A 25887-nucleotide genomic window follows, 5' to 3' on the forward strand; every position below is an offset into this window, starting at 1 on the left:
CCGGTCCCGTTCACGAGCTGTAGGCGCTGTTCTCGTGCACGTACTCGGCCGTCAGGTCGTTGGTCCAGATCACGGCCGAGGCGTCACCGGAGCGCAGGTCCACGGTGAGGGCGATCCGGCGGCCGGACAGGTCGACCTTGTCCCGCGACTCCCCCGCGGCGCCGTCCCGGCACACCCGGACGCCGTTGATCGCCACGTCCAGCCGGTCCGCGTCGAAGACGGCCGAGGTGGTGCCGATCGCGGACAGCACCCGGCCCCAGTTGGGGTCCTCGCCGTGCAGGGCGCACTTGAGGAGGTTGTTGCGGGCCACCGAGCGGCCCACCTCCACGGCGTCCGCCTCCGAGGCGGCGCCGACGACGGCCACCTCGATCTCCTTGGACGCGCCTTCGGCGTCCGCCACCAGCTGGAGCGCCAGGTCCCGGCACACGGCGTGCACGGCCGCGGTGAGCTCCGCGGGTGCGGGCGTGATGCCCGAGCTGCCCGAGGCGAGCAGCAGCACGGTGTCGTTGGTGGACATGCAGCCGTCCGAGTCCACCCGGTCGAAGGTGGTGCGCACGGCCTCGCGCAGCGCCGCGTCGAGCACGTCGGCGCTCGCGTCGGCGTCGGTGGTCAGGACGACCAGCATGGTGGCGAGCCCCGGGGCGAGCATCCCGGCGCCCTTCGCCATGCCTCCCACCGTCCAGCCGGGGCCGGCGGCCACGGCCGTCTTGTGGACGGAGTCCGTGGTCTTGATCGCGACGGCGGCCTCCTCGCCGCCCTCGGGCGACAGCCGGTCCGCGGCGGCGGCGATGCCGGCCGTCACCCGGTCCATCGGGAGCCGGACCCCGATGAGGCCGGTGGAGCACACCGCGACCTCGTCGGCGGCGGTTTCCACGGCCAGCGCGGTGCGCTCCGCCATCACCCGGGTGTCCTCCGCGCCCGCGGGTCCCGTACAGGCGTTCGCGCCGCCGGAGTTGAGGACGACGGCGGAGATCCGCCCGTCGGCGAGCACGCGGCGGGACCAGCGTACGGGCGCGGCCTGCACGCGGTTCGAGGTGAAGACACCGGCGGCGGCGCGCGACGGCCCCCGGTTCACCACCAGGGCCAGGTCCGGGTCGCCGGACTCCTTGATGCCGGCGCGCACGGCGCCGGCAAGGAATCCGCGGGCGGCGGTCACACTCACGGAGCCACTCCATTCATGGGCAGGCCCTGCCGTTCCGGCAGGCCGAGGGCTATGTTCATGCTCTGCACCGCGCCACCGGCGGTGCCCTTCGTCAGGTTGTCGATGGCGCTCACGCAGATCAGCCTGCGGGCGTCCGGGTCCACGGCGATCTGCACCTGGGCGGCGTTCGAGCCGAGGACGGCCGCCGTGGTGGGCCACTGGCCGGGCGGCAGCAGCCGTACGAACGGCTGGTCGGCGTACGCGGCTTCGAACACGGCGCGCACCTCGTCCTCGGCGAGCGCCTGCGCGGCCGGGCGCAGCCGGGCCGAGCAGGTGGCGAGGATGCCCCGGGGCATGGGGGCCAGGGTGGGCGTGAAGGAGACGGTGACGTGTTCGCCGGCCGCGCGGGACAGGTTCTGGGCGATCTCCGGGGTGTGCCGGTGGCCGCCGCCGACTCCGTACGGGCTCATGGAGCCCATGACTTCGGCGCCGAGGAGGTGGGTCTTGAGCGCGCGTCCGGCGCCGGAGGTTCCGCTGGCGGCGACGATGACGGCCTCGGGCTCGACCAGGTGCGCCGCGTGGGCGGGGTACAGGGCCAGGGTGACCGCCGTGGGGTAGCAGCCGGGAACGGCGATCCGGGTGGCTCCCTTCAACTCGGCCCGTGCTCCCGGAAGTTCCGGCAGTCCGTACGGCCAGGTGCCGGCGTGGGCGCTGCCGTAGAACCGCCCCCAGGCCGACGGGTCCCGCAGCCGGAAGTCGGCTCCGCAGTCCACCACCAGCGTGCCGGGCTCCAACTCGGCTGCCAGTGCGCCCGATTGGCCGTGGGGCAGGGCGAGGAAGACCACGTCGTGGCCGCGCAGGGAGGCGGCGGAGGTGTCCAGGAGGATCCGGTCGGCGAACTCCGGAAGCTGGGGCTGTACGGAACCCAGCGGGCGCCCCGCGCTGCTGTGCGCGGTCAACGCGCCGATCTCCACGCCGGGATGCGAGCTCAGCAGGCGGAGCAGTTCCCCGCCCGCGTAGCCGCTGGCACCGGCCACCGCGACCCGTACGGTCATGTTCTCGCGCTCTCTCTCGGGCCGCGGAGGAAGCCCGTGCGGCCACTCCCCTGATGCCGTGCGTGCGGTCCCGCGCACCATCCACGACTACTTAGCTTAGCCTAACCTAATTCGACCGGCTCCATGCTCGCATCCGCCAACGACCGGCCGGCCAACCGGACATGAAACGGCCCTGAACACGACGCGGCCCCGGACACAGCACGGCCCCGGACGCGGCGCGAGCGCGGCGCGTCCGGGGCCGTTCCGGTCAGGCTTCGACGGCCGCCGCGAGGGACCGGGGGCGCAGGTCGGTCCAGTTCGACTCGATGAACTCCAGGCACGCGTCGCGCGTGGTCTCGGCGAGGGCGACGGTCCATCCGCCGGGAGCGTCGGCGAAGGACGGCCAGAGGGAGTGCTGACCCTCGTCGTTCACCAGGACCAGGAAACGGCCGTCGGCATCGTCGAACGGGTTGGTGCTCATACTGGGGTTCCTCCAGGAGCCCGATGGGACCGGCGGCGGCGTCGGCGTGCGGCGCGCGGTGCGCGCAGTCCGGCCGCGGGCGCCGTGCCCGTGGGGAAGGTCGATCGTGAACGAAGCGAGCCCATCACTTAGGTTAGGCTCGCCTAATTATAGAGCTTAACGTTTCCCCTTCCCCCTCACAAGGAGGCACCGATGCGTGCACGCGAACGGATTCTGGCCGAGGACGGCTCGGAGAGCCCCTTCGCCGCGTTCGGCCTGCCCGGCACGCCCGGCACCGATGAGTTCTGGGCGGCCGCGGCTCCCGCGTCCGCGCCTTCCGGCGACGGCGGTTGGGTCACCCTGTTCCTGTGGCGCGGCAGCCCGACGGTCATCGATTTCGAGAGCTGGTCGGATCCGGTGGCGCTGCTCCGCTGGCGCGACACGGACTGCTGGTACGCCGAAGTGCGCATGCCCGCGCGGCTCCGGGTGACCTACCGGTTCCTCGCCGACGACGGGTCCTCCTACCCCGATCCCCTCAACCCGCTCCGGGCCGGCGGCGAACGGTCCATCGCCGCCACCCCGGACGCACCGCCCCAGCCGTACTGGCCCGCCGTGGACGCGGACGACGTACTGCCCCTGCCGCGCACCCGGATCCGCTGGGCGAGCGACCGGCTCGGCGGCAAGCGCACCGTACGGGTCCACCCGGTGGGCGGCGGCGGCCCGGTGGTCCTGCTGCTCGACGGGGACGACTGGCTCTACCTCCACCCGGCCATGACGGCCTTCGACGCGGCCTTCGAGGCCGGCGACATGCCCGCGGCCACGCTGGTGTTCCTGCCCACCAAGGACCGGCAGGCGGAGTTCGGCTGCGGGCCCGGGCTGTGGGAGGCGGTACGGGACGAACTGCTGCCGCTGGTCGCGGAGTGCGGGGTCCCCGCGGACCTGGGCCGGCTGGTGGTCGCCGGGCAGAGCCTCGCCGGTCTGAGCGCGATGTACGCGGCGCTGGAGTTCCCGGAGCTGGTGTCCCGGGTCGCCTGTCAGTCGGGGTCGTTCTGGTGGACCCCCGGGGCCTCCGGCCTGCCGGACCCGCTGGGCGGTCCGCGCGGCGGCGCCATCGCCGCGCGTCTGCGCGAGCACCCCGCCCCGGCGGGACTGCGGATCGCCTTCGACCTGGGCGAGCACGAGACGCGCATGCGCCCCCACTGCGAGCTGGTCGAGGCCCTGACGGAACAGGCCGGTGCGACCGTACGGGTCTCCCGCTCGGCATCGGGCCACGACCGCGCGGGCTGGCGGCAGGCCCTGCTCAGGGACGTGGCCTGGGCACTGGCCTGACCGCCCGGCGCAAACGGCGCACAAGGCGAAGGGGGCCCGGCGGATCGCCGGGCCCCCTTCGCCGTTCACCGCTCACGCGGTCCCGCTCACGCGGTCCCGTTCACCGCTCACGCGGTCAGCGCGTGACCGCCGCGCAGTACGCCGGGTCACTGGCCAGCAGGTGCCGGTGCGTGCCCTCGGCCGTGACCACCCCGTCGTCCATGACCAGGACCCGGTCGGCCGCGTCCAGCAGGGCCGGGCTGCTGGTGAAGACCACGGTGGTGCGGCCCCGGCGCAGCTGCGCGACCTTGCGCGCCACGAGCTGCTCGGTGACCGCGTCCACCGCCGTGGTCGGGTCGCGCAGCACCAGCACGTCGGAGTCCGCGGCCAGCGCCCGCGCCAGCGAGAGCCGCTGGCGCTGCCCGCCGGAGAGGTTCGAACCGCGGTCGCGGACCTCGTAGTCGAGTCCCTCCCGGTGCAGGGCGACGACATCGGTCAGCATGGACGCCTCGACGGCCTCGGGGACCGTGCGGCTGGTGCCCGACGGGTCGATGTTCGTACGGAGGGTTCCCGCGAAGATCTCCCCGTCGTACGGGTTCACCAGCATGAGCTCGCGGACCGCCTCGACCGACAGGTCAGCGAGGTCCTGCCCGCCGAGCCGCACGGTGCCGCCGTACGAGGCCGGCGGCACGTTCACGGCCAGGATCGAGGCGAGTTCGGCCGCCGCCCGCGGCTGGTAGACCGCGATCGCCGTGAACTGGCCCGCCGGGACGTGGAACTTCAGGCCCTGGAGGGACTCGTAGCGGACGCAGTCGATCTCCAGGTCCCCGCCGGGTGCCGGGCGGGCCGTCCCCGTGGCCACCACCGGCGGGGCGGACAGCACCAGCGCCATCCGCTCCGCCGAGGCGCGGGCCATCATCACGTACTTGGGCATGTCCGAGAACAGCCGGAGCGGCTCCATGATGAACTGCGCCAGGCCCACGGCCATGACGAGCTCACCGATGCTGATCTGCCCCTCGAAGGCCAGCCAGCCGGCGGTCAGGGTGACCGAGGCGGCGAGGATCGCGTTCAGGCCCAGCGCGGTGCCCGTGTAGACGCCGTTCACCCGGGCGACGGTGATGGCCTGTTCCTTGGCCTCCGTACTGACCTTCCGGTAGGACCGGAACGCCGCGTGGTTGCCGCCGAAGCCGTGCAGCGGGCGCAGGCCGGTGATCAGGTCGGCGACCTTCGCACCCGCCCGCGCCACCCGGGCCTGCTGCTCCTGGGTGCTGCTGCCGATCCGCTTCGACATCACGCTGAGGGAGGTGAGGATCAGGGCCGTCCCCACCATGACCAGCAGGCCGAGGCGCAGGTCCGCCAGGCTCAGCGCGACCGCCGCGACCAGCACCGCGACCGAGGAGCTGATCAGCATCGGCACGACCTCGACGATGTCGGCGGTCTGGTCGGCGTCCTCGGTGGCGATGGTGAGCACCTCGCCGGACTTGAGGTCCACGTCCCGGGCCACCGGCTGGAGGCCGCAGGACGCGACCCGCACCCTCCAGTGGTGGGCCTCGGTCGTGTTGGCCTTCTGCAGGATGCGCATCCCGAACCGCCACGACAGCGACACGGTCGTGATGATCACGGCCAGCGCGGCGATCGAGAGGACGAGCGCCGTCAGGCTCCGCCCGCGCATCGTGTGGTCGACGATCAGGCCGAGCGCGATGGGGAAGGCCGTCTCGCCGGCCTGGTACAGGCCCATGAGGACGGTGCCCCAGACCATGGCGCCGCCGTTGCGCCGTGCGGCGGTCCGCAGGATGTCGGATCCCGCGCGGCGGGATCTCTGGACGTCAGGAGTTGTCATCGATGTGCCCGGCAATCGCTTCGGGGGTTCGCAGGGTGAGCAGGTCACGGATGGTGATCGTGGGGCCGAATTCACGGCGCAGCAGTCCCACCAGGCGTACGGCCAGCATGGAGTGTCCGCCGAGGGAGACGAAATCGCTCACGGCGCTCACCTCGTCCTCGTCCAGGTCCAGGGCTTCGGCGAAGAACTCGCAGACCAGGACCTCGGTCTCGGTCCGCGGGCCGCGCTCGCCCGAGGTGGTCAGCGCGCCCAGCGGCCTGGGCTCCGGCAGGGCCTTGGTGTCGGCCTTCCCGTTCACCGTGAGCGGGATGGCGCCGACCTGGGCGTAGTGGGTGGGGCGCATGTAGTCCGGCAGTCCGGTGCCCGCCTCGGCGGCGACCGCAGCCAGGTCGGAGCCGTCGGCCAGTACGAGGTACGCGGCCAGCCGGTACGCGCCGTCGACCTGCGGGTCGGGCTGGGCGACCGCGGCGGTGAACCGTACCGCCGGGTGCGCGGCGAACGCGGCCTCCACCTCGCCCAGTTCGACGCGGTGGCCGCGGATCTTGACCTGCTGGTCGGTGCGGCCGAGGTACATCAGGTTCCCGTCCGGCCGGCGGACCACCAGGTCCCCGGTGCGGTACATGCGCTCGCCGGGCGCCCCGAACGGGGAGGCGACGAACCGGTCCGCGGTCTGGCCCGGCCGGCCCAGGTACCCGCGGGCGATGCCGATGCCGGAGACGTAGAGCTCACCGGGGACCCCGTCCGGCAGGGGCCGCAGCCACGGGTCCAGGACGAACACCTCGGTGTTGTCGATGGCCACGCCCACCACCGGGTCCTGGCACTCGAAGGTGCCGACGCCCAGGGTGTTGATGGTGTATTCCGTGGGTCCGTACAGGTTGTAGCCGACGGTCCCCTCGGTCTCGGCGAGCCGCTGCCACAGGGTCGGGGTGACCGCCTCGCCGCCCAGGAGCACGAGCGCGGGGCGCCGGTCCGGGTTGTCGAGGAGGCCTTCGGCGGCCAGCTGCTGTGCGTAGGTCGGGGTCACGTTGACGACGTCGATCCCGTGCTCGCGGCAGTAGTCGACCAGGGCGGGTGCGTCGCGGCGCAGTTCCTCGTCGCAGATGTGCACCTCGTGGCCGTCGGCGAGCCACAGGAGCTCCTCCCACGACATGTCGAAGGCGAAGGACACGGTGTGCGCGATCTTGAAGATCCGGTTGCCGTGCTCGGCCAGCACCGGCGCGAAGATGCGGCGCTGGTGGTTGATCAGCATGTTGGTGAGTCCGGCGTACTCGGTCACCACGCCCTTGGGCTTGCCCGTGGAACCGGAGGTGTAGATCGTGTACGCGGGGTGCCGCAGCCGGTCCGGGTCGTCCGGTGCGAACGTCACGAGCGGCTCGGCCCGCGGAAGGGGCCGGTCCAGTTCGATGAGGTCACCGGGCTCGACCGGGCCGCCGGTCAGCCGGGGCGAGACGGCGCTGACGGTGAGGATCACCTCGGGCCGTGCGTCGGCGACGATCGTGGCGATCCGCTCGTCCGGGTGGTCCAGCTCCAGCGGTACGTACGCGGCTCCGGTGCGCAGGACGGCGAACAGCGCGACGATCCAGTCGAGCGTGCGCGGGATCGCCAGGCCCACGGTCTTCTCCGGGCCGATGCCGCGCCCGGCGAGGACGCCCGCCAGCAGGCGGCTGCGGTCCCGCAGTTCGGCGAAGGTCATGCTCCGGCCGTGCGCGACGAGCGCGACCCGTCCGGGTGCGGCGTCCGCCGCCCGGTCGAAGCGGTCGATCACCGTGTCCGTGCCGATGTCCGTACGGTCGGCCGGCGCGGGCACCGGGCCGAGGCCGGGCAGCGCGCCCACCGGTCCGGTGGCGCGGGCCAGGTCCTGGAGCAGGCCGACGTAGTCGTCGAGGAGGCGGCGGGCGCTCGCGGAGTCGCCGTGGCGGTGCTCCAGCTTGACCGTGAGCCGGTCGCCGGGGGTGACGACCCAGGTGAACGGGTAGTGGGTGGAATCGTCCGACTTCACCTCGGTGATGCCGTGGCGGGCGTTCATCTCGGCGAGCCCGTCCAGGTCCAGGAAGTTCTGGAGGACGAACAGGTTGTCGAAGAGGGTGTCGTGGCCGCTGGCCCGCTGGATCTCGCCGAGCCCCAGGTGCTCGTGCTCCATCGCCTCGACCCGGGCGGCCTGTACGGACGCCAGGTACTGGCCGACCGTGTCCTGCGGCCTGGCCCGCGTCCACAGGGGGACGGTGTTGAGCAGCACGCCGACGATGTCGGACAGGCCCTCGCCCTCGCGGCCGGAGACGGTGACGCCGAACACGGCATCGGCCCTGCCGGTGTGGGCGCCGAGGAGCAGGCCGAAGGCGCCGGTGAGGACCGAGTTGAGGGTGACTCCGTGCGCCTTGGCCGTCTCCCGCAGCAGTTGCGACTGTTCGGCGGTCAGGGTGTGCAGGAGCGCGGGCGGCAGGTCCTGCGAGAGGGACGGCGCGGGTCCGGCGAGCAGCGTCGGTCCGGTGAGTCCGGTCAGGTGCCCGGCCCAGAACCGCTCCGAGAGCGCCGGGTCCTTGGCGGCGAGCTGCCGGGCGTGGTCCTCGAAGGCCGGGACGGCCGGGGTGCTGTCCGGCTGTTCGCCGGCGAGCAGGGCCCGGTAGGCCTCGAACAGGTCCCGCAGCACGATCGCGCGGGACCAGCCGTCCCACAGCAGCAGGTGGTAGCTGAGGAGCAGGCCGTCGCGGCCGCCGGGCAGCCGGATCACGGTCAGCCGGACCAGCGGCGGCTCGGCCGGGTCGAAGCCGGTGGTGCGGTCCTGGACGCGCAGGGCCTCGACCTCCTCCTCGGTCGACAGCTCGACCGTGCGGACGCCGACCCGGCGGCCCGCCTTGAGGACCTGGACCGGGTTCCCGTCGTCGTCGGTGGTGAAGCCGGCGCCGACGACGGGGTGGCGGGCCATGACCGCGGCCATGGCCTCGGCCAGGGCGTCGGTGTCGAGGCGGTGGTCGAGGGCGAAGTAGCTCTGCGCGACGTAGTGGCCGGCCGTGCCCGCCATCTGGGCCTGGAAGAACAGGCCCCGCTGGAGGGCGGTGACCGGCGCGGTGCGCTCGGCCGTCACGGAGGCTTCCGCGAGGGTTTCCAGGGCGTGCAGCCAGTGCGCGGTGATCTCGTCGGGGATCTCCTCGGCGAGGGTGAAGGCCGCGTGCAGGCTGCCGGTGGCCGCGTCGGTCCAGGCGTTGACCTCGACCGCGTACGGGCTGCCCTGGTCGCCGCCGGTGAGGTGCAGCGCCTGGGACTCGTCGCCCCGGCCGAGGTAGTTGAAGAGCACCTGCGGGCGGGCGGTGAGCAGCGGGGCCGTCTGCGGGTTGAGGTAGCGCAGGCGGCCGTAGGCGAGGTGCCCGGCTTCGTCCGGCTGGCGCGCCGCGAGCTCGCGGGCCGCCGCGACCGGGTCGGTGTGCGCGGTGAGCCGCACGGGCGCGATGGCGGTGAACCAGCCGACCGTACGGGTGTAGTCGTGGTGCTCCAGGACGGAGACCCGGCCGTGCCGCTCCAGCTCGATCGCGAGATCGGTGGGCTCCGGCTGGATCCGCGTCAGTGCGGTGCGCAGGGCGCCGCACAGCAGCTCGGTGAGGGCGACGCCGAGCGCGCCGGGGGCGGTGCGCGTCACCCGGTCGCTGGCCTCGGGGCCCAGGACGACGGTGGTGTCGCGCAGCGCGCCGGGGGCGGGCAGCAGCGCGGGTGCCCGGAGGGTCTCCACCCAGGGTCCGAGGTCGTCGGCGCCGGCGGCGGAGCGCAGGGTCAGCGCGTCGGCGTACTCGGCGTAGGAGGTGGTCGCCGGGGCGAGGGTTTCCCCGCGCAGGGCGGCGGTCAGGTCGTCCGCGAGGATCAGCCAGGAGACGGCGTCGACCGCGAAGTGGTGCACGGTGACCACGAGGGTGCCGGTGGCCGCGAGCCAGCTGAAGGCGGCGATCTCCCCGGTCTCGGGGTCGAGCCGTCCGGCGGCCTCGTTCGCGGCGGCCGTGGCCTCGGCGGTGGCCGCGCGGACCACGGTGGCCCCGCGGGCGGGTTCGGTGCGCAGGGTCCACACGCCGTGCTCGGTGTCCAGGCGCATCCGCAGGGCCGGGTGGGCGGCCACGACGGCGCCGGCGGCGCGCTCGATGTCGGCGAAGGAGGTGCCTTCGGGGACGTCCACGGCCCGGGCCTGGGCGAACCGGGCGAGGGAACCGCCCAGTTCGCGCTGGCGCAGGATGATCGGCGTGGGCGCCAGCGGGCCGTCCTCGCGGCGCGCGGGGGACACGGCGGGTACGTCGGTCCGCGGTGCGCGCGTGCCTAGCAGTTCGGCGAGCGCGCGGGGCGTCTTCAGGAGGAACACGTCGCGCGGTGCGATCGCCAGACCGAGCGCCCTGGCCCGGTTGACCACGGTGATGGCGACGATGCTGTCGCCGCCCGCGCCGAAGAAGTCGGTGTCGGCGCCGGCGTCCGGGTGGGACAGGGTGGCGGCGAAGATGCCGATCAGGGAGGCCAGTACGGAGTCTGCGGCGGCGCCGGTGGTGGCGGAACCGGCGGCCACCGGGGCGCCGGCCCGCTCGTCCTGCTCCGCCTGCGCGGCCCGCTCGATCAGGGTCTTGCGGTCCAGCTTGCCGTTGACGGTCAGCGGCAGGGAGTCCACGGGCAGGACCCGGCCCGGCACCATGTGCGCGGGCAGCTTCTCCGCGAGGAGGGCGGGGAGGTCCCCGGGCACCCGGCCCACGACGTGCGCGACGAGGTGGTCGCCGCTGCCGGCCACGGTGACGGCCACGTCGACCACGCCGTCGAGCTCGCGCAGCGCGGACTCGACCTCGCCGAGCTCGATGCGGAAGCCCTTGAGCTGGACCTGGTCGTCGGCGCGGCCGGTGAACTCCAGTTCCCCGTCGAGGGTACGGACGGCCAGGTCGCCCGTGTGGTACATCCGGGAGCCGTCGTTCGCGAACGGGTTGGCGACGAACCGGCCCGCGGTCAGGCCCGGCCGCCCGAGGTATCCGAGGGACACCTGGTCGCCGGCCACGTAGATCGCGCCGACCCGGCCCGGCGGCACCGGCCGGAGCCGGTCGTCGAGCAGGTGGGTGACCAGGCCCGGGATGGGCCCGCCGATGGGGCTCACGTCGCTGCCGGGGGCGAAGTCCTCCCCGGTCAGCACCCGGTGGGTCACGTGGACCGTGGTCTCGGTGATCCCGTACATGTTGACGAGCTCGGGCGAGGCGGCGCCGTGCCGCTCGACCCAGCCGCGCAGCCGTCCGAGGTCGAGCGCCTCGCCGCCGAAGACGACGCGGCGCAGGGCGGGGAGCGGTTCGCCGGCGTGCCGGTCGGCCTCGGCGAACTGGTAGAAGGCCGAGGGCGTCTGGTTGAGCACGGTCACGCCGCGCTCGCGGACGAGCCGGTGGAAGTCGACCGGGGAACGGGTCAGCCCGTAGTCGGGGACGAGCAGCTCGCCTCCGTGCGCCAGGGCGCCCCACAGCTCCCAGACGGCGAAGTCGAAGGAGTAGGAGTGGAACTGGACCCAGACGTCGTCGGGGCCGAAGCCCATGGCGGGCTGGGTGTGGGCGAGGAGCGCCACCACGCTGGAGTGCGGGACGACGACGCCCTTGGGCTTGCCGGTCGACCCGGAGGTGTAGATCACGTAGGCGGGGTCGTGCCAGCTGACCTCGCCCGCGGCGGACTCGGCGGACGCGCCGGGCACGGCGGACGCGGCGGGCTCCTGCGGCAGTTCGTCACCCTGGACGAGGACCCGGGCGGCGACTCCCGCCCGCTCCAGCAGCGCGGTGAAGCGTGCGCGCTGACCGGGGTCGACGAGGACGGCCTGCGGGGCGGCGTCGCCCAGGACGTACTCCAGTCGGTCGTCCGGGTAGGCCATGTCGAGCGGTACGTAGGCACCGCCCGCGCTGACGATGGCGACCAGGGCGACGACCTGCTCGATGGTGCGCGGGACGGCCACGGCCACGCGCCGGCCCGGCCCGACCCCGGCCGCGCGCAGGGCGGCGGCCAGTTCGTTCTTCGCGGCGGCGAGTTCCCCGTAGGTCAGGGAGCGGGTGGCGCCGTCGAGCGCGCACTGGGTGACGGCGGTGGCCGCCGGGTCCCGGTCCGCGGCGGCGTCGAAGAGGGCGCCGAGGGTGGTCGGGGTGATCCGTGCGGGGCTCCCGCCTGTCTCCGGCGCCAGGTCGCCGACCGGGGCGTCGGGCCGGGTGAGCAGCCCGGTGAGGGTCTGCGCGAAGCGGTTCAGGATGTCCCGGGCGCTGCTCTCGCGCAGGAGTGCGCCGTCGTGGATCAGGTTGAAGCGCGGGCGTCCGTCGAGGGCCCGCTCCACGACCAGGGTCAGCGGGTAGTGCGGGGCTCCCTCGTTGACGAGGCCGGTCACGGACAGGGTGTCGCCGGGGCGGTGCAGGGCGGCCACTTCGGTGGCGACGTCGAACACGACGAGGGTGTCGAAGAGGGAGCCGACGCCGGCCAGCCGGCCGATCCGGGCCAGCGAGACGTGCTGGTGCGGCAGGACCGCGCCCTGGTGCTCGCGCACCGAGGCGAGCAGCTCGCGCGCCGTGGTGGCGGCGTCCCAGCGGGCGCGCAGCGGGACGGTGTTGATGAACAGGCCGACCATGTCCTCGATGCCGGGGACGTCGGCGTCGCGGCCGGAGACCGTGGAGCCGAAGACCACGTCGGCGGAGTGCAGGATCCCGCCCAGGGTCACCGCCCAGGCGCTGTGGACGGCCACGCTCAGCGGTACGCCGGCGGTGCGGGCGGCGGCGTCGATGTCCAGGGCGGGTTCGACGCAGGTGTCGGCGAACCGGTCGGACGGGGTGTGCTCCCTGGCCACGAGCGAGGGGCCGGGCAGCCCGGCGAGTTCGGCGCCCCACACGCGGTCGCTCTCGTCGGCGTCGCGCTCCGCGAGCCAGCCGACGTAGTCGGGGAAGCCGCTCAGCGGGTAGGTGCTCCCCGGCGCGTGGTACTCGGCGAGCAGGGCGCGCAGCATCGGGGGCACCGACCAGCCGTCGGCGATGATGTGGTGCACGGTCTGCACGAGGACGTCGCGGCCGGAGTGCGGGTCGCGGACCAGCGTGAACCGCATCAGCGGGCCGGTGGCCAGGTCGAATCCGGCGCGGCGGTCCCGCTCGGCGAGCTCGTGGAGCTGCGCGTCGGTGATGCCGGGCCGCTCCAGGGTGGTGAAGGGCGCCTCGGCGCCGCTCTCCAGTACGGAGACGACGCGGCCGTCGGCGAGGGCCGTGAACCGCGCGGCCAGGTTCGGGTACAGGGTGAGCAGGCGGGTGGCCGCGGCCGCGAGGCGGGCGGGGTCGAGCTCGCCCTCCAGCGTCAGCAGCTGCTGTTCGACGTAGCTGCCCGCGGAGTCGTCGTCGAAGACGGAGTGGAAGTACAGGCCTTCCTGGAGCGGGGTCAGCGGGAGTACGGCGCGCAGTTCGGGTCCGTCGAGGGCGTCGACGTCGGCCTGGGTGAGCCGCACCAGCGGGAAGTCGCTGGGCGAGTGCCCGCCCTCGTCGAGGGCGGCCAGGGCGGTGAGGGCCGCCAGGAAGTGTCCGCCGAGGGTCTCGATGTCCTCGTCGGTGAACATCCCGTCGGGCCAGGAGAGCGTGGTGACGAGTTCGTACGCGCCGGTGGCGGAGGGTTCGGCGATCGCGTTGAACTCCAGGGCGCGCGGCAGGCGCATCCTCGGGTCGCGCTTCTCGCCGAGCTGGCCGGTGGTGCCGGAGAGCTGCCAGTCGCCGGAGGCGCCCGCGTCGAAGCGGCCCAGGTAGTTGAAGAGGACCTGGGGCGCGGGGGCCGTGAAGGCGGCGTCGGCCAGGTAGCGCAGGGCGCCGTAGGAGACGCCGTTGCCCGGGACGCGGGCGAGGTCCTCCTTGACGGCCTTGAGCGCGGCGGCGAGGTACCGGGGGTCGGTGAGGTCGCGGGCCGTGCCGGGGTCCACGGTCACCGGGAACAGGGTGGTGAACCAGCCGACGGTCCGCGACAGTTCCGGCTCGACGCCGCCGGCGCCGGCCACGTGGCGGCCTTCGCGTCCGTGGCCCTCCAGCTCGATGTGGGCGAAGGTCTGCTCCTGGCCGCGGTCGCGGCGCCACCGGGCGAGGGTGACGGCGAGCGCGGTCAGCAGGACGTCGTTGACGCCGGCGTGGAACTTCGCGGGGATCTCGCCGAGCAGCGCCGCGGTGGCCTCGGAGCCGAGGGTGAGGATCCGGTGCCGCTCCCGCTCGACGGTGTCCGCGGCGGAGGGGGCGCGCCGGCCCAGCGGGGCGTCGGGGCCCGGCAGGGGACGCTCGTAGTGGGCGCGGTCGGCGTCGAAGTCGGCGCTGCCCAGGAGCTGGGTCCAGCGGCGGAACGAGGTGCCCACCGGGGGGAGTTCGATGGGCGTGCCGGCGGAGAACTGGCGCCATGCGGTGGCCAGGTCGTCCATCAGGACCCGCCAGGACACGCCGTCGACCACCACGTGATGGGCGACGAGGACCAGCTGGCGGGCCTCGGGGCGCCAGACGGCCCGCAGCATCACGCCGTGGTCGGGGTCCAGTCCTTCGGTGGCGAGGGCGACGCACGCGTCGAGCGGCCCGTCGCTCACCTGCCAGTCGGCGGTGGCTCCTTCGGCCTGCGGGATGTCGAAGCTCCAGCGGTCCCCGCGCACGAGGCGGGCGCGGAGCATGTCGTGCCGGGCGACGACGGAGTCGAGGACCGGGCCGAGGGCGTCGGTGGTGAGGTCCGCGGGGGTGTTCAGTACGACCGCCTGGACGAAGCCGTCGACGGCGTCCGTGGTCCGGCCGAGCCACTGGACGATGGGCGATCCCTCGACGGGACCGGTCGCCACGTCGGCGTGGTCCGCCCGGGTCAGGTCCTCGCGGCCGGCGACGGCCGCCAGGGCGCCCAGGACGCTGTGGGCGAAGATCTGCCCCGCGGTGACGTAGAGGCCCGCTTCGCGCAGGGCGCTCAGCAGCGAGATGGCGAGGATGCTGTCGCCGCCGAGCTGGAAGAAGTCCTGGTCGACGCCGACTTCCTCCAGCCGCAGCACCGAGGCGACGGCCGCGCAGACGGCGCGCTCCTCGTCGGTGGAGGGCCGGACGAAGGCGCCGGTGACGATCTCCGGTTCGGGCAGGGCGCGCCGGTCGAGCTTGCCGTTCGCGGTGAGCGGGAACTCGGTCATGACGACGACGTGGGCGGGCACCATGTACTCGACCATGTGCGTGGTGGCCCAGGCCTTGACCTCGTCGGCGCGCAGCTGCTCGTGGCCCGCGGCCGGGATCACGTAGCCGACGAGGTACGTGCCGCCCGCGCTGTTCTTCTTCGCGATGACGCAGGTGTGCCGTACCGCGGGGTGCTCCGCGAGGCCGACCTCCACGTCCTCCAGTTCGAGGCGCATGCCGCGGATCTTGATCTGGTTGTCGGCGCGGCCGAGGAAGTCCAGCGAGCCGTCGGGGGCGAACCGGGCGAGGTCACCGGTGCGGTAGAGGCGGGAGCCGTCGGTGGCGAAGGGGTTCGCCACGAACCGGGAGGCCGTCAGTCCGGGGGCGTTCACGTAGCCGCGGCCGAGCAGGAACCCGCCGACGTACAGCTCGCCGCCGACGCCGACCGGCACGGGGCGCAGTTCGTCGTCGAGCACGTAGAGCTGGGTGTTGGGGTTGGCCTTGCCGATGGAGGTCGACAGGCGTTCGGCCTCGCCGCGGTAGATGACGTGGGAGACGCCGATGGTCGTCTCGGCCGGGCCGTAGCCGTGGTACATGGGGATGTCGAGCCGGGTGCGGAACCGCTCGTACAGCTCCGGGGTGAGCACCTCGCCGCCGCACCACACGTGGCGCATGCTGTCGAGGCGGTCGGAGTCTCCGGCGATCTCCAGCAGGACGTCCAGCATGGAGGAGACGAGGTAGGTGAAGGTGACGCGGTGCTCGGCGATCACGCCGAGCAGGTGGTGCGGATCGCGTTCGCCGCCGGGGCGCAGGACGACGAGGCGGCCGCCGCACACCAGCGGGAGGAAGATCTCGTTGATGGATATGTCGAAGGACAGCGGCGCCTTGAACAGCGAGGCGTCGTCGTGGCCGAAGCCCAGGATCTCGTCGACCTGCCACAGCAGGCGCTCGCTGATGGCCTCGTGGCGGATCATCGCGCCCTTGGGGCGGCCGGTGGAGCCGGACGTGAAGATCACGTAGGCCAGGGAGTTTCCGTGCGCGGTGATGCCGGTGCCCTCGGCGGGCTGGTCGGCGTACCGCCAGTCGTCGAGGTCGACGGCGGCGGCGGCCGGTTCCGCGGGGTCGTGTTCGCCGGAGTCGTTGAGCTGGAGCACGACCCGCGCGTCCTCGATGACGACGGCGCGGCGCGCGGCGGGCCACTGCGGATCGAGCGGGACGAAGGCGCCGCCGGCCTGGAGCACGCCGAGCAGGGCGATCACCATGTCGGCGGAGCGGCCGAGCGAGATGCCCACGACCTGCTCGGCGCCGAGTCCGCGGCCGATCAGGTGGTGGGCCAGCTGCGCGGACAGCTCCGCCGCCTGGCGGTAGGTCAGCGAGCGGTCCTCGTCGATGATGGCGACCGCGTCCGGCCTCAGGCGCGCCTGTTCGCGGAACATCTCCACGATGGTGGGCCGGACCCGGTCCGCCGCGTTGTCGTTCCACTCGGCCAGGGTCGCCAGCCGCTGGGCCGCGCCGGACGGGCTGATGGTGCCGAGCGGCCGGTCGGGGAAGTCCGCCAGGTCGTCCAGCGCGAGCTGTGCGTCGGCCTGCGGGACTCCCCCGGGGACGGCGACGGCCCAGCCGTCGGGGGCGGCTTCGCCGGTCTCCCAGCCGCTGGGCGCGGTCCCGCCGTTGTCGGCCCATCCGAGGACGTCCGCGAAGAGCGTGCCGGGGTTCAGGTCGATTCCGTCGGGGCTCTCGCCCGTCGCCCAGTACGACAGTCCGATGGCACAGGCCTCGGCGATGGTCCGGTCGGAGTATCCGCCGGTACGCCGGCGCACGTCTGCCAGGCGCGTGGGAGAGATCAGCACGAGACGAGCGCTCGGTTCCATCATTTGAAGACTCAACACCCTTCCAAGGTACAAAGGCTAGCCTAACCTAAATTAGGGTGACCTAACTAGCGTCTCTCCAGGCCCGCCAGAGTCGCGCGTAGCGGCCGCCCAGGGCCACCAACTCCTCGTGCGTGCCCTGCTCCACGACGCGTCCCGCATCCAGCACGGCGATCCGGTCGGCGGCCACCGCCTGGGTCAGCCGGTGCGCCACGAACAGCGTGGTCCGCCCGGCGCACGCTGCCAGTACGGCCCGCTCCAGCTCGGCGGCGCCCTCGCTGCCCGCCTCCGCGGTGGACTCGTCGAGCACCACCACGGGAGCCCGGCCCAGCACCAGCCGGGCCAGCGCGACCTGGGCGACCTTCGTGCCGTCCAGCCGGGCACCGCCCTCACCGACGTCGGTGTGCAGCCCCTCGGGCAGCGCTTCGACCCACTCGGCCGCTCCTACGGTGCCCAGCGCGGCCAGCAGTTCGGCGTCGGTGGCCTCCGGCGCGGCCAGCCGCAGGTCGTCGGCGAGCGGCCCGGAGAACACGTGCGTCTCCTGGGTCAGGATGCTCACCAGGGCCCGCGCCGCGGCCTCGTCCAGATCGGCGAGGTCGGTCGGGCCGATCCGCACCGACCCGGACTCCGGGGTCCCGATGCCGGCGATCAGCGCGGCCAGGGTCGTCTTGCCGGCGCCCGTCGCACCCACCAGGGCCAGCGAGCCGCCCGCCGGGATCGTCAGGCCGACCTCCTTCAGCACCGGCTCCTCGGCCCCGGGGTAACGGAACGTCAGCCCCTCGACCGTCACCGGGTACGACTCCCGGTCGGCCGGCACGGCGGTCGCGTCCCCGACCAGCCGGTCCTGCGTGGACTCCGCCAGCACCCCGACGAGCCGGGTCAGGCTCGCGCCCGACTTCTGGGCCTCGTCGAAGGTGAACATGATCGCGCCCAGCGGGGTGAACAGCCGGTGGAACACCAGCGGGGCCGCCGCCACTTCACCGAGGCTGGCGGAGCCGGTCTCCAGCAGGACGTAGCCCACCACGAGGATCAGGCTGAGGCCGATGAACTCCGCGCGGTTCTCCCGGCCGACGAACCGGCCGAAGAAGTGGAACACCTCGATGCCGAGGTCCCGTACCCGCCGCGAATCGTCGGAGACCTTCTCGCGGAAGGCCTCCTCCAGCCGGTGCGCCCGTACCGTCTCGATGCCGTTGAGGCCGCTGATCAGCGCCTGCGCGCGCTCGGCCTGGGCCACCGCGCGCTTGCGGTAGAGCGGGGCGGAGCGGGGCAGGTACCAGCGCAGGGCCAGCGCGTAGGCCGGCAGCGCGCAGGCACCCGCCAGGCCGAGCCGCCAGTCGAGACCGAACATGCCGATCGTGGCGATGGTGACCAGGATCCCCGCGGAGAACACCGTGGGGATGGCCGAGCGGATGCCCTTGGACAGGACGGCGACGTCGTCGCCGACCCGGGAGAGCACGTCTCCGCGGCCCACTTGCTCGACCCGGGCGCTGGGCATGCCCAGGACGGCCCGTACGGCGCCCTCGCGCAGGCCGGCGAGCAGGTCGGCGCCGAGCCGCCCGATCAGGTAGGCGGACAGGGCGGTGGCCGCCGCGCCGAGCAGCGCGGCGGCCACCATCCAGGCCCCGATCGTGACCAGGATCGAACGCGGTTCGCCCCCGGTGACCCCGTCGACCACCCTGCCGAGCAGCAGGACGGGGAGCATCTGGAGAGCCGCCCCGGCGACCGTGCTGAGTACGGCTCCGGACGTCAGCCAGGGCATCGTGCGGCAGTTGGCCGCGACCCATCGGGCTGCTTCACGTCCGGTCGTCGTCCGCAGGGTTGCCGGGGCGACCCGGGTTTCCGTGGTGCTCACACCTAGCCGACCGACTTGACGAGCTCGTCGATGGCGAACGGCAGGGCGGGCAGGGTGGCCTGGGACATGGCCGCGCCGGCCGCGGGGCCCTCGCTGTCGAGCAGGTAGGACACCTTGTTGGCCTTGGTGACCTTCAGGTTGGCGAAGAGCTCGGACTTCTTCAGCGCGTCCGTGTCGGCCTTGTCGTTGATGACGAAGACGCGGTCGACGTCGATGAGGTTCATGCGCTCCGGGGAGAGGGCGAAGGAGAACTTGCCGTCCGAGATCTTGTCGAGCTCGGTCTGGGCCTTGAAGCCCATGCCGGTCAGGAGCTGGCCGCGCACGTCGGTGGCGGTGAAGGGGTTGACCGCGTCCTTGTACCAGGACACCGCGACGGCCGTCTGCGTGGCGAACTCGGGGTGCGCCTTCTTGACCGTGGCGAGCTTGTCCTGGATGCCCTGGATCATCGCCTTGCCCTCGGTCTCCTTGCCGACCGCCTTGGAGATCTGCAGGGCGTTGTCCTGCCACGGAGCGCTGAAGGGCTCCTTCTCCGCCTTGGTGCGGCCGACCGTCGGCGCGATCTTCGAGAGCTTGTCGTAGGCGGCCTGGTCGATCTCGGAGTAGACCGCGATGATCAGGTCGGGGCGCAGGGACGCGATCTTCTCGAAGTTGGGGCCGGCGTCACCGTTGTTCATGATGACCTCGGGCTTGGTCTCGCCCCACTTGTCCTTCACCCAGGGCCACTGGGTGTTGATGTCGGGGCTCTGACCGGCCGGGTTCGGGTACTGGTCGACCATGCCGACCGGCTTGATGCCGAACGCGAGGACGCTCTGGTCGTCGGTGTAGCCGACGGTGACGACCCGCTGGGGGGCCTTCTTGACCTCCGTGGTGCCGAAGAAGTGCTCGACGGAGACGGGGAAGGCGCCGGTGGCGGCCGGGGCGCCCGCGTTGTCGTCCTTCTTCTCGTCCTTGTCGGCCGCGTCGGAACCGCACCCTGCGAGGAGGCCTACACCGAGGGCCGCTGCGGACACGGTTGCCGCCAGCTGCCGCCAGGGCTTCATACGTGTCGTTCGGTCGAGGAGCATGCGGGATCCCTTGCTTTCGTGCTGTCCACTGCGGCCCCACTTAGGGCAGGCAAACCGTACCCCGGGGAAGTGAGGTAAGCCTAGCCTAAGTTATGAGTGGGTCGTTTCAGCTGCCCGCACTCCGGACGTGGGTCCGCCCGATCGGCACGACGAGCGGCCGGTCACCCACCGGGTCGTCAATCACCATGGCGCGCAGGCCGAATGCCTCCTGCAGCAGCTCGGCGGTCAGCACCTCGCGCGGATGACCCTGCGCCAGCACCGAACCGGCCTTCATCACGATCAGGTTGTCGCTGTAGCGCGCGGCCAGGTTGAGGTCGTGCAGCACCATGACCACGGTGCGCCCCGACTCGTGCAGGTCGTCCACGAGGTCGAGCACGTCGACGGCGTGCGCCAGGTCGAGATAGGTGGTGGGCTCGTCGAGCAGCAGCAGATCGGTGCCCTGAGCGAGGGTCATGGATATCCATACGCGTTGACGCTGCCCCCCGGAGAGCGCGTCGACGGGCCGGTCGGCCAGGTCGGCCACCCCCGTCATGGCCAGCGCCCGCTCCACGACGGAGGCGTCGTCCGAGGACCACTGGCGCAGCCAGCTCTGGTGCGGATGCCGGCCCCTGGCGACCAGGTCGGCCACGGTCAGCCCCTCCGGCGCGACGGGCGCCTGGGGCAGCAGGCCGAGCTTCTTCGCCACGTCCCGGGTCCGCAGCCGGGCGATGTCCTCGCCGTCCAGGACCACGGATCCGCTGGTCGGCTTGAGGAGCCGCGACAGGGTCCGCAACAGGGTCGACTTCCCGCATCCGTTGGGACCGATGATCGTGGTCACGACCCCCTGCGGGACCGCCACGTCGAGCGAGTCGATGACGGTCCGGTCGCCGTACCCGACCGTGACGCCCCTGGCCGCCAACCGCGGGACGCCCTCGGTCCCGGACTGGACCTCGGTGATGGACTGAGCGACCACGGCTCCCCCTCTATTTAGGCTTGCCTAACCTTTCTATCACCTAGCGGCGGTTCGCCCGCACCAGGAGGTAGATGAGGAAGGGGCCGCCGATCGCGGCGGTGACCACGCCGACCGGCAGGGTGACCGGCAGCGCCGTACGGGCGACCAGATCCGAGCCGAGCAGCAGCAGCGCCCCCGTCACGGCGGACGCCACCAACGGCGGCGTGGGGGACTTCGTCAGACGCAGCGCCACCTGCGGCGCCACCATGGCGACGAACGGGACCGGACCCGCCGCGCTCACGGCGAAGCCTGCCAGGAGCACCGCGCACAGCAGCAGGACGGCCCGTACCAGCCCGTACCGGACGCCGAGACCCGCCGCCACGTCGTCGCCGAAGTGCAGGGGCTTGAACTGGAATGCCACGCCCGCCACGGCCACCGCGAGGGCGAGCGTGCCCCACAGGGCCACCGACACCTCGTCCCACGACCGGTTGTCCAGGGAGCCGACCAGCCAGGCCTGGGCCCGCGCCACGTCCCTGATGTCGGCCGTGACCAGCAGCCAGGTGGTGATGGCCTCCATGACGGCGCTCACGGACAGGCCGATGAGGATGAGCCGGAAGCCGTCGACACCGCGCCGCCAGGCCATGAAGTACACCAGCAGGCCCGTGGCGAGGCCTCCCGCGAGCGCCGCTCCGGACAGCCCCACGGAACTGACGACCGCGGCCGTGGCTCCGCCCGACACCGTCACCAGGCACACCGCGACCGCGCTGGCGCCCCCGGTGATCCCCAGGATGTCCGGACTGGCCAGCGGATTGCGGGCGATGGACTGGGTGATCGCCCCGGACATCCCCAGCGCGATGCCCACGACGAGGCCGGCCAGGGCCCGCGGCAGCCGCAGGTCCATGATCACGAACTGGTCGACCTGCTCGCCGCCGCCGAAGAGGGTGGCCACCACCTGCGGCAGGCCGAGGGGGAAGTCCCCCACGGCGATGGACAGACAGAACATCAGGAAGGCCGCCGCCATCAGCAGCAGCGTGACCAGTACGATCCTGGGCCGCCAGACGAACGACAGGCCGCCGAGCCGCACTCCCGGCACCACCGAGGGCTTCCTGGCGGCCTGTGCGGCGGAGTTCTTGGCGGAGTTCTTGGCGGACTTGTCGGCGGGCTCCCCGGCGGGCTCCTGGCCGGACTTCACCACGGTCACGTTCATGCGCTCTTGAACTTTCCCCGCCACACCAGGACCGCGAAGAACGGGGCGCCGAGCAGAGCGACGAGGATGCCCGCGTCCAGCTCTCCCGGACGCACCACGACGCGTCCCACGATGTCGCAGACCAGAAGGACGACCGCGCCGAGCAGACCCGCGTACGGCACCAGCCAGCGGTAGTCGGGGCCGGCCAGATAACGGGCCACGTGCGCCACCATCAGCCCGAGGAAGGCGATGGGCCCGCACGCCGCCGTGGCCGCGCCCGCCAGCAGGGTGATGGCGACGATGCCGACGGTACGGATCAGCGCGATGTTCACGCCCAGCCCCCGGGCCACGTCGTCGCCCAGGTTCAGCAGGTTGACGGAGGGCAGGGTGGCCAGCGCCAGTACCAGCCCGACCACGATGAAGGCGGTCACCGGCCAGATGACGCCGAAGCCGACGCCGGCCACCGACCCCGCGTTCCAGAACCGCAGGGCGTTCAGCGCCACCTTGTCCGACAGTGCGACCGCCGTCGTCATCGCCATCAGGAACACCGTGACGCCCTGCCCGGCCAGGGCGAGCGTCAGCGGATTGCCCGCGCCCCGGCCGATGCTCGACAGACCGAACACGACGACACCGGCGAGCGCGGCCCCCAGGAAGGCGAACCAGACGTACTGGAAGGGGTCGGTGAACCCGAACAGGGCGATCGCCGACACCACGGCGAAGGAGGCCCCGGTGTTCACCCCGAGCAGGCCGGTGTCCGCGATGGGATTGCGCGTGTACCCCTGGATCAGCGCACCGCCGACGCCCAGGGCGATGCCCGCCACGATCGCGAGGACCGTACGGGGCACCCGTACGGTCCGCATGATGAGCCGGGCTTCGGAGAGCTTCTGGTCGGGGTCCGGATCCGCGAAGAGCCCGTGCCACGCCTCGGCGGGGCTCAGCGCCCGCGCGCCGACGGCGAGGGACACCAGTGCCGCGGCCACGAGGACCACGAGGAGGGCGGCGAGACCCGCGATCCGCCGCCGCCGGGCCCGGGCGACGACCCGGGAGGGGTCCGGGTGCCCGACCGCGGGCAGGCCGCCGGCGGGGCGGCTGGTGGCAGTGGGCACGGACGTTCCTTCTGTATCGGACGGCCCGTACGGGACAACCTGTACGGGACAACTGCGCGGCACAACATGTATGGGCCAACTGTTTGCACACTACTGCCGTGCCTCGGGCGCGATGACGCCCGGGAGGCACGGCAGTGGGTGGGTGAGCGGGTGGGTGAGCGGCTGGGCGGGGACCGGTCAGACGGCCGGCTGGCGGGCTGCGCCGCCCGCTCCCCCGGCGACCGGACGGGCCTGGTCGGGCAGGGCCTTGAGGTTCCGGTCGAGGATCGAGTCGAGTATCTCGCCGACCCGCACCGCGGTGTTGGACAGCAGGGAGGAGGTGATGCCGTGCGTGTGCTCGGTGCCGCCCTGGAGGTAGATGCCGCAGGCCAGTTCGAGATCGGTCGCGACGCGGTAGTCGCGCTCGACCCGGACCCGGCCCCGCTCGTCGCGGTGGCAGCGGTCCGCGACCTCGCCGAGCAGACCCAGGCCGTCGGCCTGCTGGTACCCGGTGGCGCACACCACGACGTCGGCGTCGAGCACGCTCTCCTCGCCGGTGACCAGGGACTTGACGGTGGCGCGGACCCCGTCGGCCGTCTCCTCCACGCCCGTCAGGCGCGAGACGTTCAGGAAGCGCAGCCGCTCGGTGCCGAGCACCTTCTCCTGGTACGACTGGCGGTAGAGGTCGTCGATGAGGTCGATGTCCACCACGGAGTAGTTGGTGTTGCCGTGGTAGCCCATCAGCCGCTGCTTCACGTCCTCCGGGGCGGTGAAGTACTCGTCCACCGCCTGGGGGTCGAAGATGCGGTTGGCGAAGCTGCTGTCGTCCGCCGGGCTGTAGCCGTAGCGCGAGAAGACCGCGCAGACCTCGGCCTGCGGGAAACGGCGGTGCAGGTAGGCCACGTTCTCGGCGGCGCTCTGGCCGGCGCCGACCACGACGAAGCGGGTGGGCTCGCCGCCCTCCAGGCCGTCGATCTTCTTCAGCAGGTCGGTGTTGTGCCAGACGTGCTCGGTCCGCTCGACGCCCTCCGGCATGACCGGGCGCAGCCCGGTGGAGATGACGAGGTTGCGGGCCCGGTGGACGACGACCTCGTCGCCGGAGCGGGCCGTCACGTCGAGGTACTCCACGACGCCGTCCCGCATCACGGGCTCGACGGAGACGACCTGGTGGCCGTACGAGACCATGTCGTCGACCTTGGCGGCGGCCCACTCCAGGTAGTCGTGGAACTCGACGCGCAGCGGGAACAGGTTCTTGTGGTTGACGAAGTCGATCAGGCGCCCCTTCTCCTGCAGGTAGCAGAGGAAGGAGTACTCGCTGGTCGGGTTCCGGAGCGTCACCAGGTCCTTCATGAAGGACACCTGCATGGTCGCGTCGTCGATGAGCATGCCGCGGTGCCACCCGAAGCGGGGCTGCTGCTCGAAGAAGTGGGCGGTGACCGCCTCCTGCCTTCCGACGCGCACGTTGTGCTCGCTGAGCGCGATCGCCATGGCGACGTTCGACGGCCCGAAGCCGATACCGATCAGGTCGTGGATCAGTGGTGCGTCGCCAGGAAGAGCCTGTGACATGTCACTCCCATTGGTGCGGGACAGCCGCCTGCCAGGCGTCGTGTCAGGGGTGGGGAAAGGGGGTGTCCAGGCGCACCGGTGACCGGCAGCCGAGTGGAACTTAGGTAAAGCTAACCTGATCCAGACGGCCTGTCGACCAGACAAACCGGACAACACGCCCCCACTCGGTTCAATCGAGCCCAGAATCGGGGTTGTTGCGTCGTTAGGTAAGCCTTGCTTTACTTGGCTTTGCTCATTCGCTCTTCTGAGGAGGAACCCCTATGCGGGTCGTCATGTTCGGTTATCAGACCTGGGGCCATCGCACCCTGAAGGCGCTCCTGGACTCCGAGCACGACGTCGTGATGGTTGTGACCCACCCCAAGAGCGAGCACGCCTACGAGAAGATCTGGAGCGACTCGGTCGCCGACCTCGCCGAGGAGCACGGCGTCCCGGTCGTCATCCGCAACCGCCCGGACGACGAGGAACTGTTCCAGCAGCTCAAGGAAGCCGACGCGGACATCCTCGTCGCGAACAACTGGCGCACCTGGATACCGCCGCGCATCTACACGCTGCCGCGCCACGGCACCCTGAACATCCACGACTCCCTCCTCCCGAAGTACGCGGGCTTCTCCCCCCTCATCTGGGCCCTCATCAACGGCGAGCCCGAAGTCGGCGTCACCGCCCACATGATGGACGAGGTGCTCGACGCCGGCGACATCGTCATGCAGCAGGCGGTCCCCGTCGGCCCGGCGGACACGACCACGGACCTGTTCCACAAGACGGTCGACCTCATCGCCCCGGTGACCATCGCCGCCCTCGACCTGATCGCCTCCGGCACGACCGAGTTCACCCAGCAGGACCGCTCCCAGGCCACCTTCTTCCACAAGAGGGCCGAGGAGGACATCCGCATCGACTGGTCCTGGCCCGCCGAAACCCTGGAGCGCCTGATCCGCGCCCAGTCGGCCCCGTACCCCGCGGCCTTCACCTTCCACAAGGGCAAGCGCCTGGAGATCCTCACGGCCGTCGTCTCCGAGGGCCGCTACGGCGGCACCCCCGGCCGCATCTTCTACCGCGAGGGCGAAGGCGTGGTCATCGTCGCCGGCGCGGACGCCCGCACGGGCCGCAACCACGGCCTGGCCATCACCTCCGTCCGCACCGAGGACGGCACGGAACTCCCGGCCACGCAGTACTTCAAGTCCATGGGCGGCTATCTCACGACCCGCCCGTAACCGGGCCCCCGCACCCCGGCCCGCCCAGGACGGTCCCCGGGCGGGCCGGCCGTACGTCCGGCGCCGTCGCGCCGGACCGTACCGCTCACCACCGCCCCGCGCTCCCGCCGTTTCTGACACTTATCTGTCGCGGGGTTTGCGGGGCGCCGACGTTTCCGTGGGAAGCGTCGGGAACCTCACCGAGTCCTGGAGCGGCGCGTCTTGAGGGGGCGGGCGGCGCCTGCCGATGCTGGA

13 protein-coding genes are annotated in these 25887 nt (G+C 72.5%); 2 read left to right on the top strand and 11 right to left on the bottom strand.

The genetic code is table 11. From position 1 onward, the window contains the following. Nucleotides 1-10: 10 nt before the first annotated feature. The 3 genes from argJ to ACWCP2_RS16475 form a co-directional block, all read right to left on the bottom strand. The gene (gene argJ, locus ACWCP2_RS16465) at nt 11-1162 is read right to left on the bottom strand and encodes a bifunctional glutamate N-acetyltransferase/amino-acid acetyltransferase ArgJ (protein ID WP_450909266.1); all 1152 of its coding nucleotides are present in this window, start codon (nt 1160-1162) and stop codon (nt 11-13) included. Further along, complete coding sequence (gene argC / locus ACWCP2_RS16470) at nt 1159-2196, bottom strand: N-acetyl-gamma-glutamyl-phosphate reductase (protein WP_450909267.1); 1038 nt, start codon at nt 2194-2196, stop codon at nt 1159-1161. Before argC ends, argJ begins: the two co-directional genes overlap by 4 nt. 247 nt (nt 2197-2443) lie before the next feature. Beyond that, on the bottom strand, nt 2444-2656 hold the full coding sequence (locus ACWCP2_RS16475; protein ID WP_450909268.1) for an MbtH family protein: 213 nt from the start codon (nt 2654-2656) through the stop codon (nt 2444-2446). A 192-nt stretch (nt 2657-2848) separates the two neighbouring features. On the opposite strand from ACWCP2_RS16475, the gene ACWCP2_RS16480 reads away from it, so the two are divergent. Next, nucleotides 2849-3964, top strand: coding sequence for an alpha/beta hydrolase-fold protein (locus tag ACWCP2_RS16480; protein WP_450909269.1), 1116 nt, complete (start codon nt 2849-2851; stop codon nt 3962-3964). A gap of 115 nt (nt 3965-4079) precedes the next feature. Here ACWCP2_RS16480 and ACWCP2_RS16485 read toward each other — a convergent pair whose 3' ends face one another. The 8 genes from ACWCP2_RS16485 to ACWCP2_RS16520 all read right to left on the bottom strand — a co-directional run bounded on the left by ACWCP2_RS16485 (nt 4080) and on the right by ACWCP2_RS16520 (nt 24445). Further along, nucleotides 4080-5783, bottom strand: a complete 1704-nt coding sequence (locus ACWCP2_RS16485; protein WP_450909270.1) for an ABC transporter ATP-binding protein — start codon at nt 5781-5783, stop codon at nt 4080-4082. Continuing rightward, entirely contained in the window at nt 5770-16767 is a 10998-nt protein-coding gene (locus ACWCP2_RS16490; protein ID WP_450909271.1) for an amino acid adenylation domain-containing protein, read from the bottom strand. Before ACWCP2_RS16490 ends, ACWCP2_RS16485 begins: the two co-directional genes overlap by 14 nt. Nucleotides 16768-16825: 58 nt before the next feature. Next, on the bottom strand, nt 16826-18613 hold the full coding sequence (locus ACWCP2_RS16495; protein ID WP_450909272.1) for an ABC transporter ATP-binding protein: 1788 nt from the start codon (nt 18611-18613) through the stop codon (nt 16826-16828). A 2-nt stretch (nt 18614-18615) separates the two neighbouring features. Beyond that, on the bottom strand, nt 18616-19677 hold the full coding sequence (locus tag ACWCP2_RS16500; protein WP_450909273.1) for an iron-siderophore ABC transporter substrate-binding protein: 1062 nt from the start codon (nt 19675-19677) through the stop codon (nt 18616-18618). Between the two features lie 106 nt (nt 19678-19783). Beyond that, the gene (locus ACWCP2_RS16505; RefSeq protein WP_450909274.1) at nt 19784-20629 is read right to left on the bottom strand and encodes an ABC transporter ATP-binding protein; all 846 of its coding nucleotides are present in this window, start codon (nt 20627-20629) and stop codon (nt 19784-19786) included. Between the two features lie 40 nt (nt 20630-20669). Further along, nucleotides 20670-21815, bottom strand: a complete 1146-nt coding sequence (locus ACWCP2_RS16510) for a FecCD family ABC transporter permease (protein ID WP_450909275.1) — start codon at nt 21813-21815, stop codon at nt 20670-20672. Beyond that, nucleotides 21812-22867, bottom strand: a complete 1056-nt coding sequence (locus tag ACWCP2_RS16515) for a FecCD family ABC transporter permease (protein WP_450909327.1) — start codon at nt 22865-22867, stop codon at nt 21812-21814. Before ACWCP2_RS16515 ends, ACWCP2_RS16510 begins: the two co-directional genes overlap by 4 nt. A gap of 210 nt (nt 22868-23077) precedes the next feature. Continuing rightward, on the bottom strand, nt 23078-24445 hold the full coding sequence (locus ACWCP2_RS16520; RefSeq protein ID WP_450909276.1) for a lysine N(6)-hydroxylase/L-ornithine N(5)-oxygenase family protein: 1368 nt from the start codon (nt 24443-24445) through the stop codon (nt 23078-23080). A 260-nt stretch (nt 24446-24705) separates the two neighbouring features. Here ACWCP2_RS16520 and ACWCP2_RS16525 point away from each other — a divergent pair, with 260 nt between their 5' ends. Beyond that, nucleotides 24706-25653, top strand: coding sequence for a methionyl-tRNA formyltransferase (locus tag ACWCP2_RS16525; protein WP_450909277.1), 948 nt, complete (start codon nt 24706-24708; stop codon nt 25651-25653). Nucleotides 25654-25887 lie beyond the last annotated feature (234 nt).

The organism is Streptomyces sp. NPDC002104 (genome assembly GCF_053593795.1).